General features: G+C 47.8%; 10 protein-coding genes and 1 pseudogene. 10 read left to right on the top strand and 1 reads right to left on the bottom strand.

The annotated features are described in order from the left end of the window. The first annotated feature begins 212 nt into the window (after positions 1-212). The 10 genes and pseudogenes from QP794_RS30545 to ligA all read left to right on the top strand — a co-directional run bounded on the left by QP794_RS30545 (position 213) and on the right by ligA (position 17,217). A complete protein-coding gene (locus QP794_RS30545; protein WP_285080549.1) occupies positions 213-2,726 on the top strand; it encodes a U32 family peptidase in 2,514 nt (837 codons plus the stop codon). Between the two features lie 191 nt (positions 2,727-2,917). After that, positions 2,918-6,625, top strand: a complete 3,708-nt coding sequence (locus QP794_RS33405; protein WP_483311975.1) for a DEAD/DEAH box helicase — start codon at positions 2,918-2,920, stop codon at positions 6,623-6,625. A 73-nt stretch (positions 6,626-6,698) separates the two neighbouring features. Next, positions 6,699-7,576 (top strand): annotated as a pseudogene (gene galU / locus QP794_RS30535) (UTP--glucose-1-phosphate uridylyltransferase GalU). A gap of 181 nt (positions 7,577-7,757) precedes the next feature. Beyond that, entirely contained in the window at positions 7,758-8,306 is a 549-nt protein-coding gene (gene rfbC, locus QP794_RS30530; protein ID WP_094939665.1) for a dTDP-4-dehydrorhamnose 3,5-epimerase, read from the top strand. Between the two features lie 53 nt (positions 8,307-8,359). Then, the gene (gene rfbB / locus QP794_RS30525) at positions 8,360-9,385 is read left to right on the top strand and encodes a dTDP-glucose 4,6-dehydratase (RefSeq protein WP_285080547.1); all 1,026 of its coding nucleotides are present in this window, start codon (positions 8,360-8,362) and stop codon (positions 9,383-9,385) included. Further along, the gene (gene rfbD, locus QP794_RS30520; protein ID WP_285080546.1) at positions 9,382-10,263 is read left to right on the top strand and encodes a dTDP-4-dehydrorhamnose reductase; all 882 of its coding nucleotides are present in this window, start codon (positions 9,382-9,384) and stop codon (positions 10,261-10,263) included. Before rfbB ends, rfbD begins: the two co-directional genes overlap by 4 nt. A gap of 190 nt (positions 10,264-10,453) precedes the next feature. Continuing rightward, positions 10,454-11,329 carry a phosphatidylinositol-specific phospholipase C/glycerophosphodiester phosphodiesterase family protein gene (locus tag QP794_RS30515; RefSeq protein ID WP_285080545.1) on the top strand — a complete coding sequence of 292 codons (876 nt, stop codon included), beginning with the start codon at positions 10,454-10,456 and terminating at the stop codon, positions 11,327-11,329. A gap of 296 nt (positions 11,330-11,625) precedes the next feature. After that, positions 11,626-12,312, top strand: a complete 687-nt coding sequence (gene pcrB, locus QP794_RS30510; RefSeq protein ID WP_483311974.1) for a heptaprenylglyceryl phosphate synthase — start codon at positions 11,626-11,628, stop codon at positions 12,310-12,312. A 411-nt stretch (positions 12,313-12,723) separates the two neighbouring features. Further along, positions 12,724-15,084, top strand: a complete 2,361-nt coding sequence (gene pcrA, locus QP794_RS30505; protein WP_285080543.1) for a DNA helicase PcrA — start codon at positions 12,724-12,726, stop codon at positions 15,082-15,084. 114 nt (positions 15,085-15,198) lie between these two features. Continuing rightward, positions 15,199-17,217: an NAD-dependent DNA ligase LigA gene (gene ligA / locus QP794_RS30500; RefSeq protein ID WP_285080542.1), complete on the top strand. Its 2,019-nt coding sequence runs from the start codon at positions 15,199-15,201 to the stop codon at positions 17,215-17,217. A 158-nt stretch (positions 17,218-17,375) separates the two neighbouring features. Here ligA and QP794_RS30495 read toward each other — a convergent pair whose 3' ends face one another. Further along, positions 17,376-18,728, bottom strand: a complete 1,353-nt coding sequence (locus QP794_RS30495) for a molybdopterin-dependent oxidoreductase (RefSeq protein ID WP_285080541.1) — start codon at positions 18,726-18,728, stop codon at positions 17,376-17,378. Positions 18,729-19,467 lie beyond the last annotated feature (739 nt).

Genomic DNA, 19,467 nt, shown 5'->3' with positions numbered 1-19,467 from the left:
GTTGCAGAAGTGGTACACTATACTAGTTCAGGAGTTATGACTGCTGTTCTGAAAAATAAGAATGACTGTAGGCTTGGGAATCAGGCAATACAGACATAATGTATAGATATAGCGATACAGTGACAATGCAGGCGTATGGAATCAAGGTACAGGATTTAACGTACAGGGTACAGGGATGAAATCAGGCTATGCCGGTTATGGGGAGGATACACATGAAAACAGCAACAATACGAAGAGAAGACGTTGAGCTTCTGGCACCCGCAGGTGACTGGGACTGTATGCGTTCGGCGGTAGCCAACGGCGCGGATGCGATTTTCTTCGGAGTCGAAAAATTTAATGCACGGGCACGGGCGAACAATTTCCGTATGGACGAGCTGCCGGAGATTATGGCGTTTTTGCACAGTTATGGCGTAAAAGGTTTTTTGACCTTTAATATATTGATTTTTGAAAATGAATTGACGGATGCCAAAGAACTGATCGATGCTTGTGTCGATGCAGGTGTGGACGCCGTGATTGTACAGGATCTGGGCCTGGTCAAAATGATCCGCGAGATCTCACCGGACTTCCCGATTCACGGTTCAACCCAAATGACGATTACGTCACCGGAAGCGGTGGAGTTTACGAAGCCGTTTGATATGGAACGTGTCGTGCTTGGACGGGAGAACAACCTGAAGCAGATTCAGAAGATCGGAGAACAGGCGAAGTTGCCAATGGAAGTATTCGTACACGGTGCGTTGTGTGTGTCCTATTCCGGGCAATGTTTGACTTCTGAAATGTGGGGCGGACGCTCCGCCAACCGTGGGGAATGTGCACAGGCTTGTCGTCTGCCTTACGACCTGATGGTGGATGGCGAGCATAAACCAATGGGCGATGTAGCGTATCTGCTGTCTCCGAAGGATCTGGCTGCGATTGACTTGATGCCGGAACTGATCGAAGCGGGCGTAACTTCTTTCAAAATCGAAGGACGACTCAAAACGCCGGAATACGTGGCCAACGTGGTTAGTAAATATCGCAAAGCAATCGACCGTTACTTTGATGGAGATAACACTCCGCCGAGTAAAGAGGAAGTTCGTGAATTGCAGCAGAGCTTCTCGCGTGGATTCACGCACGGTTTCCTGGACGGAACGAACAATAAACAACTGGTAGACGGTACGTTCCCGAAAAGCCGTGGCGTCTATCTGGGTCGTGTAGACCAAGTATTACGTGATGGTGTCGTCCTGAAGCTGGATGCACCAGTTAAACGTGGAGACGGAATCGTATTTGATGCCGGAGATCCGACGAAGAAGGAAGAAGGCGGACGTGTCTACGATGTTCGTCGCAAAGGCGTTAAGCTTGAAGGCGAAGCAGAGGAAGGCTGGATTGTGGACGTCGTACCAGGACGTAGTGACGTGGATCTGCGCCGCGTGAAAGTTGGCGACAAAGTGTGGAAAACGAATGATCCGGCGCTGGACAAACGTCTGCGTCAGAGCTTTGAAATCGAGAAGCCTTATCGTATCTTCCCGGTAAACGTGAAAGTCATCGGCAGCCCAGGGCAGCCGCTTAGCACTTGGTGGACGGACGTACAGAAGGGTACGACGGTCCGTGTGAATTCCGAGATGGAACTGGATATTGCCCAGAAGCGTCCTATGACGCACGAACTGCTCGAAGAGCAATTCGGACGTCTGGGCGGCACTGTGTTCCAGCTGGAAGAGCTGGACGTCAACCTGCATGGTGACGTCATCATTCCGATGCGCGAGTTGAATAACATTCGCCGTCAGGCGGTGGAACAACTCGCGGGTGAGCGCCCTAAACCGCCCGTCTACGTGAAACGGGCGGTGGAAGTATACGGCGATGCGGTTAAACCGGCATCACCAGTCGCTCGCGGTCAAGCGGAGCTGACCGCGCTCTGCCGCAGCCTGCCACAAGTGGAGGCAGCGCTGGAAGCAGGCGTCGGCATGATCTACGCCGACTTTGAGTTTATCAAGCAGTTCCCGGCAGCAGTGGAAGCCGTTCGTGCCGCAGGCCGCAAGATTGCGTTGGCAACACCACGCATTCATATGCCTGGGGAGAACGGGTATCACAACAACATCCTGCGTTTGCAGCCGGATGCTGTGCTTGTACGTAATACGGGTGCATTGTACTTCTACTTGCGCCATCGGATGGAGAACCCGGATGCGAAGCACCCGGAATTGATCGGTGACTTCTCACTGAACATCGCCAACCACAAGGCAGTGGAACTGTTCCTGGAAGCGGGTTGCGACTGGATTACGCCTTCTTATGACCTGAACATTCAGCAAATGGTTGATTTGCTGGGACACTCCCGTACAAGTCAGACCGAAGTGGTTATTCATCAGCATCTGCCGATGTTCCATACCGAGCACTGTGTGTATTGTACGTTTATGAGTGAAGGAACAGACTTTACGAACTGTGGACGTCCATGTGAAGATCACCGTGCTTCTTTGCAAGACCGGATCGGCATGTCCCACCCGGTACGTGTGGACGAAGGCTGCCGCAATACCGTGTATAATGCGGTGGAGCAATCTGGTGCTGAATATCTGACCAACTTTATGGATCTGGGTGTATCCCGCTACCGTGTGGAATTCCTGGAGGAAACTCCAGAGCAGGTGCGCGAGGTTATTGATCTGTACAACCGTGCTCTGCGTGGCGAGATCAGTGGTACACAAGTATGGAAAACACTGAAAGCAACCAACCAGCTTGGTGTAACACGTGGTCAACTGGTGAAATAAATTGACCGATACGGTAATAAATAGGCAACAAGCATGAACTATGAACTATGTGTTAACCCCAATCTCTGCTTTACGGAGCTCTTGGGGTTTTTTCTATAAAAGAGACTTGAACTATACCGAGTTCAGATTCGTATGTGGTATCTTAGTTGTCAGAGAAATATAGGAGGCGAAGAACCGTGGCGCCATTCACGATGATGGATATCAAATTGCTGTGCGGAGTCACGGCATTCAAACGGGGAGAAGCGTATAACCAATCTGGCAGGGTGACTAATCTGGTCGCCAGTCAGGATGAACGTCATTACGAAGCTGTGGTCCGAGGTACAGAACGATACAAAGTAACAGTTGATCTGGATGATGCAGGTGAGGTTGTTGCCGGATGCAGTTGTCCGGGCGATGGGAGATATTATGACTATTGCAAGCACGTCGCTGCAGTCCTGCTAGCGATCCATGAATGGGGGGAACAGCGTGACCGTAAGTCTGGAAGTGGAGAAGAGGGGATTAAAGGGAACGACAAGAGGGATGCAAGTATTGTTTCTCATACAGGTTCTCAAACGCCATTAAATCCCATCTCTAAACGTGATCGTGGCTCCAGTTCTAGAGTAGGAACGTTGGTGGAGGAGAATGTTTGGGAGCGCCCAAACTCTATTTCAAACACGGACTCAGTAATGAATGTGGGGTCTCAACCCACTTCATCTGCTCATACCTTTGCAACGGAGCCTTTCCCTTCCCACTCCAAGCTTGATGACCATTTGGATGTGGATCGTCCTTCTGTTCATTTTGCTCAAGCAGGTCGGCCAAGTTCTGCCCCTGGATGGGGAAAATCAGCAGATAAACCTTCGTACCGCACAGCGGATCAGATTCTTTCCATGTTTGCCAAAGAACGCAGCCCCTTGCATGCAAATGAGCGTAAATACACTGCGCCTGTGACCCGGTCTCCATTGCGGGAGGAGCTGCAGCTCCAATTTATATGCAAGCTTGTGCAGGTTCACAAAGGCGGAGCCAAACTCGCACTCGAACTGAAGGTCGGTAATAAACGCCTGTATGTCGTTCAGAAAGTGAAGCAATTCCTGAATTGCATTGAGAATGGTGAGCCCATGTCGTTTACCAAGCTGTTTTTCTACGACCCTTCAATGCATTATTTTAGTCCCCAGGATCAGGCGATCCTGTCTATGCTTATTCGGATGAGGCAGAGTGAGGAAGCATACCGTGAGTCCATCTCGGGTTACTTGGGAGCTTCAGACGGCAGAGATATATTGATTGCTCCACTGGTCTGGAAACCTCTTCTGGATTTGCTTCTTCAGGCAGATAGCCGGATGGAGGGAACGGGGTTAGCGAATGGACCGCTCACTTTGGGTGAGGGGGCACTGCCTTTATTTTACCGTATTGCGCAGGGTACTAACGAAGGATATCAGCTTGAAATTTCCGGATTGCGGGAGCTGATTCTTCTTCCGGCCTATGATGCTGCAGTGGTGGAAGGGCAATTGCATATGTTGGAGCCGATGCAGATGCGAAGTCTGGAGGATCTGAGCAGAGCGCTCACTTCTTATGGGATCAAGGAAAGTATCGATATTTCCGCTCAGCAGGTGGATGAATTCGTTCAGCATGTCGTGCCGGAACTGCGTACACTTGGGCATCTGTCCATCGACTCCCAGGTGAGAGAACGAATCGCAGAGCCGGAGCTTGCACCAAAGTTGTATATCGATTTCTACCGGGAACGGATTACCGCGCGTCTGGAGTTTGATTATGGTGTAATGGTGATTAATCCGCTGGCTGAATATTTGATTGATGAGGAAGAGAAAAAGGTGATTTTGGTACGTGACCGCCATGCAGAGCGTAACCTGATCGACCGACTAGATCGCTCTTTCCTGGAACGGGATGGCAGTGTATGGGCAAGTGAACGAGAAGACGCGATATATGATGTGATGTATCATCTGCTGCCAGAGCTTGAGAAGCAGGTAGATATTTATATTCCGAATGCCGTGAAGGCTATGGTGCAATCCTATCCGACACCGCCGAAAGTTCGGGCAGATCTGGGTAAAGGGTTGGACTGGTTGGAGATCTCATTTGAGATGGAAGGTGTAGACGAGCAGGAGCTTCAGGAAATGATGCGTAACATTGTGGAAAAGAAACCGTATTTCCGTTTGCGCAGCGGTGTGTTTGTCTCTCTCGAAAATGAAGGGGCGGACAGCTTCGCACACATGGCGGATTCGCTTGGACTTGCTTCGGGCGACATCAAGAGCAGTCATATTCGCCTGCCGGCCGTTCGGGCTCTGCAGCTCCCGGGCCGGGACGAGGTTTCGGGACATGTGAAGTGGGGAGGTTCCCTGAAACGTTTCCTGGATGATCTTCGTGATCCCGAGCGGATGGATTTTGCACTGCCGGATGCGCTTGCTCCTGTGCTGCGTTATTATCAAGCTAGTGGATATCAGTGGTTGCGTACACTCGCATTTTACCGATTTGGCGGCATTTTGGCGGATGATATGGGACTTGGCAAAACGCTGCAAAGTATTGCCTATATCGCGGCAGAACTGAAAGAAAAGCCGCAACAGCACCATATCAATCTTGATGATGCTAATCACACTGTCGATGGACATGGTTTATCTAGTGATGGGGCCAGTGCCACGACAGGTATCCACCCCATTACGGGCGTTCTGATGAACAATGCATCTGATGAGGGTATGGCTACTCATCCTCCGGTACTCGTCGTTGCACCAGCTTCATTAACGTACAACTGGGCGAATGAATTTGCCCGATTTGCTCCGCATTTGCGAGTACTGATTGCAGCAGGTCAAAAAGATGAACGAGCCAGTATGCTGGCAGGTATGGATGAAGCAGATGTTATTGTGACTTCCTACCCGCTATTACGGCGCGATCTGGACACATATCTCGGAAGAACGTTTCATACGCTTATTTTGGATGAAGCCCAGGCGATCAAGAATTCTTCTTCGCAAACTGCTCAGGCGGTTAAACAGATTCAGGCACCACGTCGCTTCGCGCTTACAGGAACACCTGTGGAGAACTCACTGGATGAGCTCTGGTCGATCTTTGAAGCCGTATTCCCGGGCTTGTTCCCAAGCTATCGCAGATTCCGGGATCTGCCTCCTGAGCGTATTGCCCGGATGGTCCGTCCGTTTATTCTCCGTCGTCTGAAGAAAGATGTGCTGGAGGAGCTGCCGGATCGTATTGAAACGGTACAGCGCTCCGAGCTAACAGTTGAGCAGAAAAAACTATATGCTGCCTACCTGTCCCAGCTTCAGGATGAGACATCCAAGGATATGGAAGAGAACGGTTTTCAGAAGAACCGCATCAAAATTCTGGCTGGCATTACACGCCTGCGCCAGTTGTGCTGTCACCCCGCTCTTTTTGTGGAGGGTTATCAGGGAGATTCCGGGAAAATGGAGCAACTGCTGGAGACGGTCCAGAATTGTCTGGCTGCGGGCAAACGTATCCTCATCTTCTCTCAGTTTGCAAGCATGCTGAATCTGATCCGACAGACGTTGGCAGCGCAGGGAAGAGATTTGTTCTACCTGGATGGTCAGACACCTGCACAGAGTCGGGTGGAAATGTGCCGCAGATTCAACGAGGGTGAAGCTGAGCTGTTTCTGATCTCGTTGAAGGCTGGCGGTACCGGATTGAACTTAACGGGTGCAGATACTGTTATTTTATATGACCTTTGGTGGAATCCTGCCGTGGAAGAACAGGCCATCGGACGTGCCCATCGTATGGGGCAGAAACAAGTCGTACAGGTTATTCGTCTCGTTACGGAAGGGACGATTGAAGAGAAGATTCTGGAGCTGCAGCAGCGCAAAAAAGATCTGATTGCCGAAGTCATTGAACCCGGAGATGGAGGATCGACCACCTTATCCGAGCAGGATATTCGGGAATTGTTGATGGTATAATGAGGCCTAGCCAAATTAGTATTCGATTCATCTAATATATAATTATTTCTCTACCAGAAGGGGCGGATCTAGCGTGCGTATTCGCAAAGCAATTATTCCAGCAGCCGGGCTTGGAACCCGGTTTCTGCCTGCCACGAAAGCGATGCCCAAGGAAATGTTGCCCATCGTCGACAAGCCGACGATTCAGTACATTATTGAAGAAGCTGTGGCTTCAGGCATTGAGGATATCATTATCGTAACAGGTAAAGGTAAATGGCCATCGAGGATCATTTTGACTATTCATTCGAGTTGGAGCAGAACCTGGCTGGTAAACAGAAGTGGGATCTGCTGAATGAAGTTCGCAAGCCCTCCGAAATGGCAGACATCCATTATATCCGTCAAAAGGAACCCAAGGGCCTCGGCCATGCGATCTGGTGTGCACGCAAGTTTATTGGGGATGAGCCTTTCGCTGTTCTGCTAGGGGATGACATTGTGGAGTCTAATCATCCCTGTCTTCAGCAGATGATCGAAGTCTATGATGAATTGCAATCGCCGATCGTAGGCGTACAGCCAGTCGATTGGAGCGAAGTGTCGCGTTACGGGATTGTGGACGGAGAATTGGTATCTCGTACCGAAGATCGTGTGTACCGCGCCCGTCGTTTGATTGAGAAACCGAAGACGGAAGAATCACCTTCCAATTTGGCTATTATGGGACGTTATATTCTGACGCCGGATATCTTTGATATCCTGGGTCAGCAGTCTGCTGGGGTAGGTGGAGAAATCCAACTGACAGATGCCTTGTCCTGTCTGAACGACCAACGACAGATTTTGGCCTATCACTTTGACGGTCTGCGCCATGATGTTGGGGAGAAGCTTGGTTTTATTGAAACCACGATTCATTATGCCCTTCAGCGCCCGGATTTGCGGGAGGATTTGTTGAAGTATTTGGAGCAGATTGTACAGAACAAATAGAGAAATCGCTAGTAGTAAGCCCAGCCGAAAATTAAACACGGCTGGGTTTTGATTATTTTATGGAACAACGTATTGAAATATCATGATATAACCAGGCCAATGAACGATCACTTGCCCCATGCCCTACATATACATAGTTATTATGAAGAAATGCTGTTATTAGCAAAAACGGAGGGGTAACATGAAGGTGATTCCGTTGTTTATGGATGGCGCAGCTATATTGGAACCCAAGGTTTATGGCGATCATCGGGGATATTTCATGGAAAGCTACAATGAGCGTGTTCTGTATGAGAATGGTATACATCATGTGTTCGTTCAGGACAATCAATCCCTGTCCGCCGAAGCTGGAGTTCTTCGCGGACTTCATTACCAGCTTCAACCGAGAGCCCAGACGAAGTTAGTCAGAGTTATATCCGGAGCTATTTATGATGTTATTGTAGATATTCGTACCTCATCACCAACCTTCGGACAGTGGAAAAGTGTCATTCTCAGTGAGTATAATCAGCGGCAGTTGCTTGTCCCTCAAGGTTTTGCTCATGGATTTTGTACACTGGTGCCACATACCCAGGTGACATATAAGGTGGATGCATACTATTCCCCTGACCATGACCGTGGTATTTTGTGGAATGATCCTGCACTCGCGATTGATTGGCCTGTTACGGCTCCCACTTTATCAGAGAAAGACCAAAAGCATCCGTTACTCAAAGATGCAGAACTGAACTTTGACTAACAAAAAGACTTCTCAGGTACTTCTGTATCTGGAGGCAGAAGGAGAGAGGCGGCATGAAACTACTCGTTACTGGTGGAGCTGGATTCATCGGCAGCAACTTTGTGATGTATATGCTTCGTGAGCATCCTAATTATGAAATTGTTAACTTGGATTCCCTAACTTATGCAGGCAATCTGGAGAATTTGCAATCCGTGGAATCCAATCCTCAATATACGTTTATCCGAGCGGATATCACTGACGTACAGCAGATGGAACAAATCATCTCCAAAGGGATTGACGTAGTGGTTAATTTTGCAGCTGAATCTCATGTGGATCGCAGCATTCTGTCCCCAGATATTTTTGTGCGTACCAATGTACTTGGGACTCAGGTTTTGCTGGATGTGGCGAAGAAATATCAAGTTACTAAATACGTTCAGGTATCTACAGACGAAGTATATGGCTCACTCGGCCCCACAGGTTTGTTTACAGAAGAGACACCTTTGATGCCGAATAGTCCATACTCTGCCAGTAAAGCTGGTGGAGATTTGCTTGTAAGAGCGTATCATGAAACCTTTGGCTTGCCTGTAAACATTACACGTTGTTCAAACAATTATGGACCTTTTCAATTTCCAGAGAAGCTCATTCCTTTAATTATATCCCGCGCATTAAATGATGAGGCTATTCCTGTCTATGGTGATGGACTTAATATTCGTGATTGGCTTTATGTAGAGGATCATTGCAGCGCTATCGATTTGGTCATTCACAATGGCAAGAACGGAGAGGTTTACAACATCGGGGGAAATAATGAGCGGACCAATCTATATATTGTTGAGACTATTCTAAAACAACTGGGCAAGCCGGCCGATTTGATTCAATATGTTCTGGATCGGCCGGGGCATGACCGGCGTTACGGGATTGACCCGACCAAGTTGGGTACAGAGCTTGGGTGGAAGCCTGTGCACAATTTTGAGACAGGGATTAAGGAAACCATTCAGTGGTATCTGAACCATCAAGATTGGTGGACACGGATTCAATCAGGGACGTATCAGGATTATGTTCAACTTCAGTATGGTAAGCGAATGGGTGATTTCACAGAATGAAGTACAGAGTACTGGTAACGGGAGCTGCGGGACAGCTCGGATACGATGTTGTGAAAACATTTCAAGCAGGTGGTCATGATGTCATGGCCTGTGACAGGGATCAATTGGACATTACCGACCAACAGCAATGCAGAGAAACCATTAATGTATTCCAGCCTCACATTATCGTTCATTGTGCTGCATATACAGCCGTCGATTTGGCCGAAACAGATGAGGATATGGCATACACAGTCAATGTAACAGGCACTAGAAATATAGCAGTCGCTGCGGAGAAAGTGAAAGCCAAACTCATTTATATTAGTACGGATTATGTATTTGATGGCACAGCAACGAGACCTTATCAGGAGTTTGATGTAACAAATCCGCAGACTGTGTATGGCAAGTCGAAGCTTGCGGGAGAGAGACTGGTCGAGGGGCTCTGTTCGCGATGGTTTATTATCCGAACATCATGGGTATTTGGAGTACACGGTAGCAATTTTGTCAAAACCATGCTGGAGCTTCTGGAGAAGCGTCCCCGACTTCAGGTGGTTCATGATCAACAAGGATCACCCACATATACTGTGGATTTAGCTAGACTCGTAAGTGAGCTTTCTTTAACTGAAAAATACGGTATCTACCATGCCTCTAATTCGGGAACATGCACATGGTATGAATTTGCTCAGGCCATCGCCGAAGAAGCAGCCAAGCAATCCCGATTCAAACAAAGCGCTGTTCTTGAGCCCTGTACCACCGAGCAATTTCCGCGTCCTGCTCCTCGCCCTCAATATTCCGTAATGGATCATCTCGCTATTCGTACAAATGGTCTGCAACCTATGAGAGCTTGGAGAGAGGCTTTGATCGCATTCCTGAATGAATTAAGTGTAGAGCAAGCCGATTAGGTAGGGCTTCTTATTCATCCGAAATACTGTATCCCTAGATTTTACAGCCGCCTCCGGGCGGCTTTTTGTTTTACACCTCTCCAATCAGGGTAGTTAGCTATCAAAAAGGAAAAACCGCACATGCTTCGTCATATCATGATTATCATGCCCTTTTTCTTCCCTACCACCCTATTAAGGATGTGAACGCCATATGAAACGAATTGCCGCCGTCATTACACTACTCATCGTAACCGTGGGCACACTCTTTTTTGCCTATGACAGTCAAAGCGAGGAGCAGCACGATGGATTTACGGCCTATCGATTGATTGCCCATGCGATGGGCAGCATCCGTGAGCAGCCTTACACCAACGCCTATGAGGCGATGATTGCCAATTATGAGAAGGGCACACGTGTGTTTGAGATCGACTTTATGCTTACCTCGGATCGCCAAGCGGTAGCCAGACATGAATGGACCGCCAACATGAGCAAAATGCTGGGACAGGACGAGGAGTTACCCGAAGACAAACAGGCTGGGGCGCTGACACATGATGAATTTATGAATACGCCCATTCTGGGTAAATACCAACCCATGGATGCCGACGGCATTATGGACGTATTGGCCAAGTACCCGGATATGTATATCGTGACCGATACCAAAGAACAGAAGGATGAGGATATTCAGCAGGTGCTGAAATCACTCGTGGACGCAGTTAAGAAACATGATCCGACAATCCTTAATCGGGTTGTTGTGCAGATCTATAACGAGCCGATGCTCGAAACCGTGAAAGAAATCTACGCTTTTCCTTCTATTATCTATACTCTTTATGCTACGCAAGATACGGAAGCCCAGGTGGTTGATTTTGTACAAAAGAATGACATCGATGCCGTAACTATGCCGGAGTATAAAGTGAATCAGAATTTTGTTGCCAAGCTGAAGCAGGCAGGAGCCGTTACCTACGTGCATACCATTAATGACACCGACCAGGTGGCGAACTATGAAAAATGGGGTGTGTATGGCGTGTATTCGGATGTATTGACCGAGCAGGAATTGGATGATATGAACACACGTTTTGCCTGGAAGCCTTGAGATATTATATTTTGTTCCAAATGGATACAGTGCTCCTACGAAAGAATGTTGAGCTCTACTCATGATATTGATGTTCGTAGTGGCACCTGCACTTGGTACCTAACTTGAATTATTCTGTAACATCGCAATCTTATCTTTTAAAATTACAGGCTTCTCCTGCAATTCCAGGGAAAAGTCTGTGATTTTTTGTTCCCCTTTTTATACGAACATTGACACTCACTCCCTGCTGACTTAGACTTAGTTTACAAGCTTTTTAGGATGCAGAAGAACCTCTGGAGGAATGTTCGTTGATAGACATGATTAAGCAGTGGAGACATGTATTTAAGCTCGACCCGGACCGGGAAATAACGGATGAAGCACTCGACCTGATTTGCATGTCGGGAACCGATGCCATTATGGTAGGCGGATCTTCGGGAATTACCTATTATAACACGGTGGACCTGATGTCCCGAGTACGTCGCTACGAGCTGCCCTGTGTGCTGGAAGTATCCGATCTGGAGGCCGTTGTGCCCGGTTTTGACGGATATCTGATTCCGATGGTACTGAATGCAACAGATAGCCAATGGATCATTGGACAACACCAGCAAGCCATTGAGCGTTACGGTTATCTGATTCCATGGGATCTGCTTATTGCAGAAGGCTATATTGTCCTCAATGCCGATTCCACTGTTGCCCGAATGACCGGAGCGGATACGGAATTGACTACGGATGCTGCGGTTGCTTACGCCCAGGCTGCGGAACGTCTGCTTAACCTGCCTATTGTATACATGGAGTACAGTGGAACGTTTGGAGATATGGAGCTGGTTGGAGAGACACACAGACAACTCACCAAGGCGCATCTCATCTATGGCGGCGGGATTGATTGTTCGGAGAAAGCTGGACAAGCCGCTCAGGTCGCAGATACCGTTGTGGTTGGCAACATTGTGTACAGTGATCTGAACAAGGCGCTGGAGACGGTCCAAGCTGTGAAACAATCCGTTTAATCGGTTTAGTTTACCATTCCCCCAATTTACCCTCCTGATCTGTTAAAATAGAACTTTGACCTACTAATTAAATCAGTATAAGCGTAATGTTGTTTACAAAGAAACAGAGAGTGCAGAAGCAATCTGAAGAAACGAAGTCCCTTTTTAAAAACTGAAAGAGTCATTACAGTTTTCTTGTTATTTTAATTATCTCTAAATTATAAGCTGACTATTTTTACACGCGAACGGAGAGGACAGAAATAAGCTGGAGAAGCGGAGCGTTCGCCTTTATTACCGGATATTCACCTTTAGAAATTTAATTGAAAAAATCCGGGAATAACAGCGATCGAAAGTTAATTCTGTCATCGGAGTGGCAAGTGTAATTGTTAGTGACCTTATATCGATCTCAACCAACGAAAGGAGCATGCATGCATGCAACCTGTAAATATACATGATGCCGTTGCAAGGCTTAATACCCCTCAACGGCAAGCCGTCGAAGCGACGGATGGACCGCTGCTGATTATGGCCGGAGCGGGTAGTGGCAAGACGCGGGTGCTCACACATCGGATTGCCTATCTGATTGCAACACGGAAAGCACCCCCATGGGGTATTTTGGCTATTACTTTCACGAACAAAGCGGCACGCGAGATGCAAGACCGGGTATCCCAACTGGTTGGCGGCTCTCAGGGCCGTGATATTTGGGTTTCGACGTTTCACTCCATGTGCGTGCGTATTCTGCGCCGTGACATTGAACGTATCGGATTCACCTCCAATTTCAGCATTTTGGACTCATCTGACCAATTATCTGTAATTCGTAGTTGTATGAAAGACCAGAACATCGATACCAAGAAATTTGAACCGAAAGCTGTTCAATCGATGATGAGCACCGCGAAGAATGAATTGATCAGTCCGGAACAATATGAGAAGCAGGCTGCTGACTATTTCGAAGGCATTGTGGCGAAGGTATATAAGATGTATCAGAAAAAACTCAGAGCCAACAACTCGCTCGACTTTGACGATCTCATCATGGCGACGATTCAACTTTTCAAAGAGGTACCAGAGGTTCTCGACTTTTACCAAAAGAAATTCCAGTACATTCACGTGGATGAGTATCAGGATACTAACCGCGCGCAATACATGCTTTGCCGCATGCTCGCTGATAGTCATCACCGTATCTGCGTCGTAGGGGATAGTGACCAATCGATCTATCGCTGGCGTGGAGCGGATATCAGCAACATCCTGAATTTTGAAAAAGACTACCCTGAAGCAAGTACGATTTTGCTGGAGCAAAACTATCGTTCCACTTCGAATATCCTGAATGCAGCGAATGAGGTGATCGGCCTGAATACCGGGCGCAAACCGAAGAAGCTGTGGACGGACAAGGAGGGTGGTTCGAAGATCAAGGTGTATCGTGCGGACTCTGAGCACGATGAGGGATACTTTGTAACTTCCGAGATTAGTAAAAACGTGAAGAACGGCAAATCCTATCAGAATCATGCCATCTTGTACCGTACCAACGCACAGTCCCGGGTTATAGAGGAAATTTTGATCAAGTCTGATATTCCGTATCAGATTGTTGGCGGCATCAAGTTCTATGATCGTAAAGAGATCAAGGATATTCTGGCGTATCTGCGCCTGCTTTCCAACCCCGACGATGACATCAGCCTTACCCGGATTATTAATGTGCCGAAACGCAGCATTGGTGATACAACGGTAGCGAAGCTGGCAGCTGCGGCAGGAGAACGGGGAATTTCTATATACCGTGTGCTTCAAGTTGTGGACGATCTTGGTTTTGCTGGTCGAACGCGGAATGCGTTGGTGGAGTTCTATGACATGATCGCCGCGCTGCATCAGATGGTAGAATATCTGTCTGTGACCGAGCTAACCGAGAAAATTCTTGAGATGAGTCAGTACCGACTAGAGATGCAAAATGAAAACACGCTCGAATCCCGTGCACGGCTCGAAAACATTGATGAGTTCCTGTCCGTTACGATGGAATTTGAGAAAAATAATGAAGACAAAACGCTCGTTTCGTTCCTCACCGATCTCGCACTGATTGCGGATATCGACAGCATGAACGATGATGAAGAGGATCAGAGTGACGCAGTTACTCTGATGACAATGCACAGTGCCAAAGGTCTGGAGTTCCCTGTCGTCTTTATCGTTGGTATGGAGGAAGGCGTTTTCCCGCACAGCCGGGCCTTTATGGACAACGAAGAGCTGGAGGAAGAGCGCCGGCTGGCTTATGTAGGGATTACGCGTGCGGAAGAACAACTCTTCCTGTCTTGCGCGCAAATGCGGACCTTGTTCGGACGTACAACTGCGAACCCGCCTTCGCGTTTCCTGGATGAAATCCCGGATGAGCTTAAAGAGGATACCTCAATGGCTCGTGACCGCTACCGTCGTGGTAGCAGCGCAGGTGGATCTTATGGTGGTCGTGGACTTGGGGCAAGTGGTGGAAGTAACTTTGGTGGGGGCAATACGGCTAAGCTTTTCGAACAACAAAGCAGAAGTGGTTCCTCTGCTACCACATCCACGCCAACTTCGCGTGTGACCACAAGCACTTCCCGCCCAGCATATTCTACGCCAACATCTGCGTCCAAACCCGCAGCTTCTAATGGAGAAGCAGGTTTCAAAGCCGGAGATAAAGTACAGCATGGCAAATGGGGGACAGGTACGATTGTTGGGGTGAAAGGCTCGGGTAATGACACGGAGCTTCAGATCGCATTCCCGGCCCCGGTGGGTCTAAAACGTCTGCTTGCAGGTTTTGCTCCAATTACCAAAGTGGAATAGATTTAAGAACGAAACATTCATGTTGCACAAGCTGTAATGTCAGCGGAGTTCCAGTGCCATATGAATGTTCGTTCTACATAGATTCAAATTTTATTTACGGAGGGATGGCCCTATATGGACCCGATGCACCGGATGGAGCAACTCGTTACCGAGCTGAACCAGTATAATTATCAGTACTACACGATGGATCAGCCGCAGATCAGCGATAAGGAGTATGATCTTCTGTACGATGAACTGGTTACGCTGGAACAGGAGAGTGGCATGGTTTTGCCTGATTCTCCGACACAGCGTGTGGGGGGTGAACTGCTCAAAGGGTTTACACCGCATCGCCACTTATCTCCATTGTGGAGCTTGGACAAAGCCCAGAATATTGAGCAGCTGCGGAGCTGGAATACTCGTGTGCTCAAACTGGTCAATGATTACAACACCAAAAATCCGGACAATCCGTTGCCTGAACCCGGCTATGTCATTGAACTGAAGTTTGACGGTCTGACCCTGAATCTAACGTACACGAACGGAGAGTTGGTTCAAGCCTCTACCCGTGGGAACGGAACCGTAGGTGAGGGCATCTTGGCTCAGGTTAGAACGATTAAGTCTGTCCCGCTCAAAATCCCTTATACAGGCGGCACGATTGAAGTCCAGGGTGAAGGCATTATGAATCTGTCTGTGTTGAACCGATATAATGAAACGGCAGCAGAGCCGCTTAAAAATGCCCGTAATGCCGCAGCAGGAGCGCTGCGTAACTTAAATCCGAAGACAACCGCTGAGCGGCGGTTGAACGCCTATTTCTATAATGTAGGTTATTCGGATGATATTCAGTTTGCCAACCATCAGGAGATGATGGATTTTCTCCGTGAAAATCGATTCAAAGTCAATCCATCGATTACGTATTTCCATGAGTTTGATGATGTGATGGAGCAGCTTGCAGCGATACAGGAGAGCCGGGGCCAACTGGACTATCTGATAGATGGAGCTGTTATCAAAATTACAGACATGCGCACCCGTGAGGCACTGGGTTACACAGACAAATTCCCTCGTTGGGCGGTGGCGTACAAGTTTGAGGCCGAAGAGACTACGACCGTTCTGAACTCTGTTGTCTGGAATGTCGGTCGTACCGGCAAAGTGACTCCGCTTGCGCGGGTAGAACCGGTTGAGCTGGCGGGGGTAACGGTACAGAACTGCACATTGAATAACGTCGGTGACATTGAACGGAAAAATCTGAAGTTTGCCTTGGGCACACGTGTCTTTATCCGTCGCTCCAATGATGTCATTCCTGAAATTCTGGGCAAAGTGACTGAAGAGAGTGATGGCGAGGAGATTGTGTTCCCTGAGCAATGTCCGGCATGTGGATTCCCGCTGGAACAGCGTGGAGCGCATTTGTTCTGTAACAACAAGCTGGCGTGCAAACCGCAGACCGTAGCCCGTATTTCTCATTTTGCTTCCCGTGATGCAATGGACATCGAGACGTTCAGCGAGAAAACGGCGATTCAGCTGTACGATGAATTGAACGTGCGTGAGCCCGCTGACCTGTATACGTTGCAATTCGATGATTTGGTTAAGCTGGAGCGGTTTGGTGAAAAGAAAGCAAACAACCTTATTGCTGCCCTGGAGCAGAGCAAGGATCGTGACCTCGCTTCGTTCCTATATTCACTGGGTATCCCGAATACAGGCAAATCAACTACACGCATGCTGGCTGATCATTACCGCGACCTGCATGCCATTATGAATGCTACGGCAGAGGAGCTCGTTGAACTTCCGGACGTCGGTGGTATTGTAGCCGAAAGCATTGTGACTTTCTTTGCAGATCCGTTTACAGAGGCGGCGATTGAGAAAATGCTGAATTTGGGGGTGAAAGCCCAGGCACCTGAGGCACCAGCAGCGATTGTGGAAGATTCCTTCTTCAGTGGCAAAACGGTCGTGCTGACCGGAACGCTGCATCAACTGACGCGGGAAGAGGCAACGCAACGACTGGAAGCGCTTGGAGCGAAGGTAACGGGCAGTGTCTCCAAAAAGACAGACCTTGTTATTGCTGGAGAGAAGGCAGGTTCCAAACTGGCCAAAGCTCATGATCTCGGCATTCCTACCATTGAGGATGAGGATGAACTCGTACGTCTTTTGAATCAACAGGGATAAATCCTGAATGTGAAGTATGACTTGGGGATTTAGAACTCTTTGTCATCCAAGTGAATAATAAATGACATAAAGACCTCTGTACCACGAATGAGTGGAACAGGGGTCTTTGGTTTACACACGTATATTCAAACTTAACCTTACATCCGTATCAACTTAAATCAGGAACGCGCCTGGGAAGCACCCGTGAGCCATGCGTCCTTGTCGTATCCACGTTCTTCCCAGTAACCGATATGGTCGCTGTCGATCAGTTCAATGCGATTCAGCCACTTGACGGACTTATAGGCATACATCTGGGGAATGACCAATCGTACCGGACCGCCCAGATCTGCGGGAATCGGTTTGCCATCATGCATGACAGCGACCATAATATCATCCATCTGGGCCTGATCCATCGTAATGGCATCCGTATACACACCATCTCCGGAGTAGAACTTAACACTTTGCGCTTCGGGTTTAACTCCGGCTTGCGTCAATAGTTGTTTAAGGGATATGCCTTCCCAAGTATTCTTATATACAGACCAGCCTGTAACGCAATGAAAGTCACTAACCTGAACCGTACGTGCAAGCTTCACGAACTGTTCCCAGTTCCAGACTTGCGCCCGTTCAACAAGCCCATCGAGCCGGAATGACCAGTTTGCATTGGAAAAGGAAGGTATCGGTGTTACCGTATAAACGCGAAAATGACCTTCGGCTCCGCCTCCCACGGGTGGTGAAGAAGCAGGTAATGCTTGCGGTAGGGGCACCATGCGATTGGGGTCATTCTCCAGTATGCTATCAATACTGTTGTCTATATTGAGGTTCCGTCCTACCCAAGATATAAAAGTAGGTCCCAAAGTCACAGCTAGCCCCACGCCAACAGCAGACCGAATAAATGCCCGCCGTGTATACATGGGTTGAGGTTTCTCAGGTTGATGGAGAGAATCTTCCTTTGGGGTACGTAAAGATGCTGTAGGAGCTATCGCTGCTGGTGGCGTAATTTCATCAGGAGCATCAGTTGGATGTGTCATTTTTCTAGCTTCTGCTGCTGTTGTCGTTGTTTTTACTGCACGTCGTGCAGGGTCTTTTAACCACTTGGTTCGCGTGATGGAGTGGTAGATAATATAAGGCAGGCCAACCCAAGTCAGCAAATCATGAATTAGAAGCGCAGCGTTCGACCATCTCGGTCCAGCGAGCTTGAACTGCCATAACACAATACCTGACAACAGCCACCCTACCAGCAGTGCAAGAACAACGATAGTATTTGCTCTCTGCCAAGGCCTATTGCGAAGTTGTTTCCAGTGCTTTCCTGCCAAAAGCAAGTAATATACTACGGGTGCCAGCATAGCTAGCCCGACGATAATATGCAGCCACTTTAACCATACGCGTCCAATCCCGAGTAACTCACGCCAGAAACCACCAACCAACATAAGACCTGTTACCGCGAGGATGACAACAATCCAGGCATTCCAGGCATGAATGGAAACGAGCTTTTTACCATAACCCTTTCGAATGTCCTTCAGCCATTGTTTCATATGTGTTCACCCCATATAGGTTATTCATCCGTGCATCTTCAATATGAATAAAGCCGATTGTGATTTAGAAAGCGGGTTCTGAATTAAGTATCATCGAGCAGCTGTCATAAACAATTGGAATGGAAGCAGCATTCATCCCTTAATCTATAGTATATATACTGTATTATAGAGCGTTTGGATCACTTACATCAAAGGGAGTGGAGGAAAACACTTCTTATATAAAAGTATCCTCTAAATAGTTATCTAATACTATTTGCGTAAAAGTAGATGTGTCTATCCGTTTTTAGTAAATAGAATTATTCACTTATTCAGTAAACCGAAAATATCTGTATGTAAATATAGTCGATTCTTCTGGATTGATATAAGCTGTCGAATGCTGTAGTTAAGAGTTCTATATTTATGGTACTTGCGGATTATAAAGTATTTATATAAAGGTTATTAAAAAGTGCTTGCTAAATGAATTAGATCATGATATATTATTTCTTGTCGCCTCAAACGAATGATTGTCGAAACGCTTTGAACGCTGACGAAAAAAAGAGTTGACGGTTACTTGGTCAACATGATAAGATAAGATTCCTGTCCGGTTGACAAGCGTCAACACGAACGGACACAAGTTCCTTGAAAACTGAACAAATGGATAGTAACTTTTGATTCATAATGAATCGTCAGTTTCAAAATGAGCATATCGCTCTTTTCAATACTTTATTGGAGAGTTTGATCCTGGCTCAGGACGAACGCT

The sequence above is a fragment of the Paenibacillus sp. UMB7766-LJ446 genome, assembly GCF_030226665.1.
GTDB lineage: Bacteria > Bacillota > Bacilli > Paenibacillales > Paenibacillaceae > Paenibacillus > Paenibacillus vandeheii.
The sequence above is the reverse complement of the archived record's forward strand: the minus strand, read 5'-3'. Positions and strand labels throughout refer to the sequence as shown.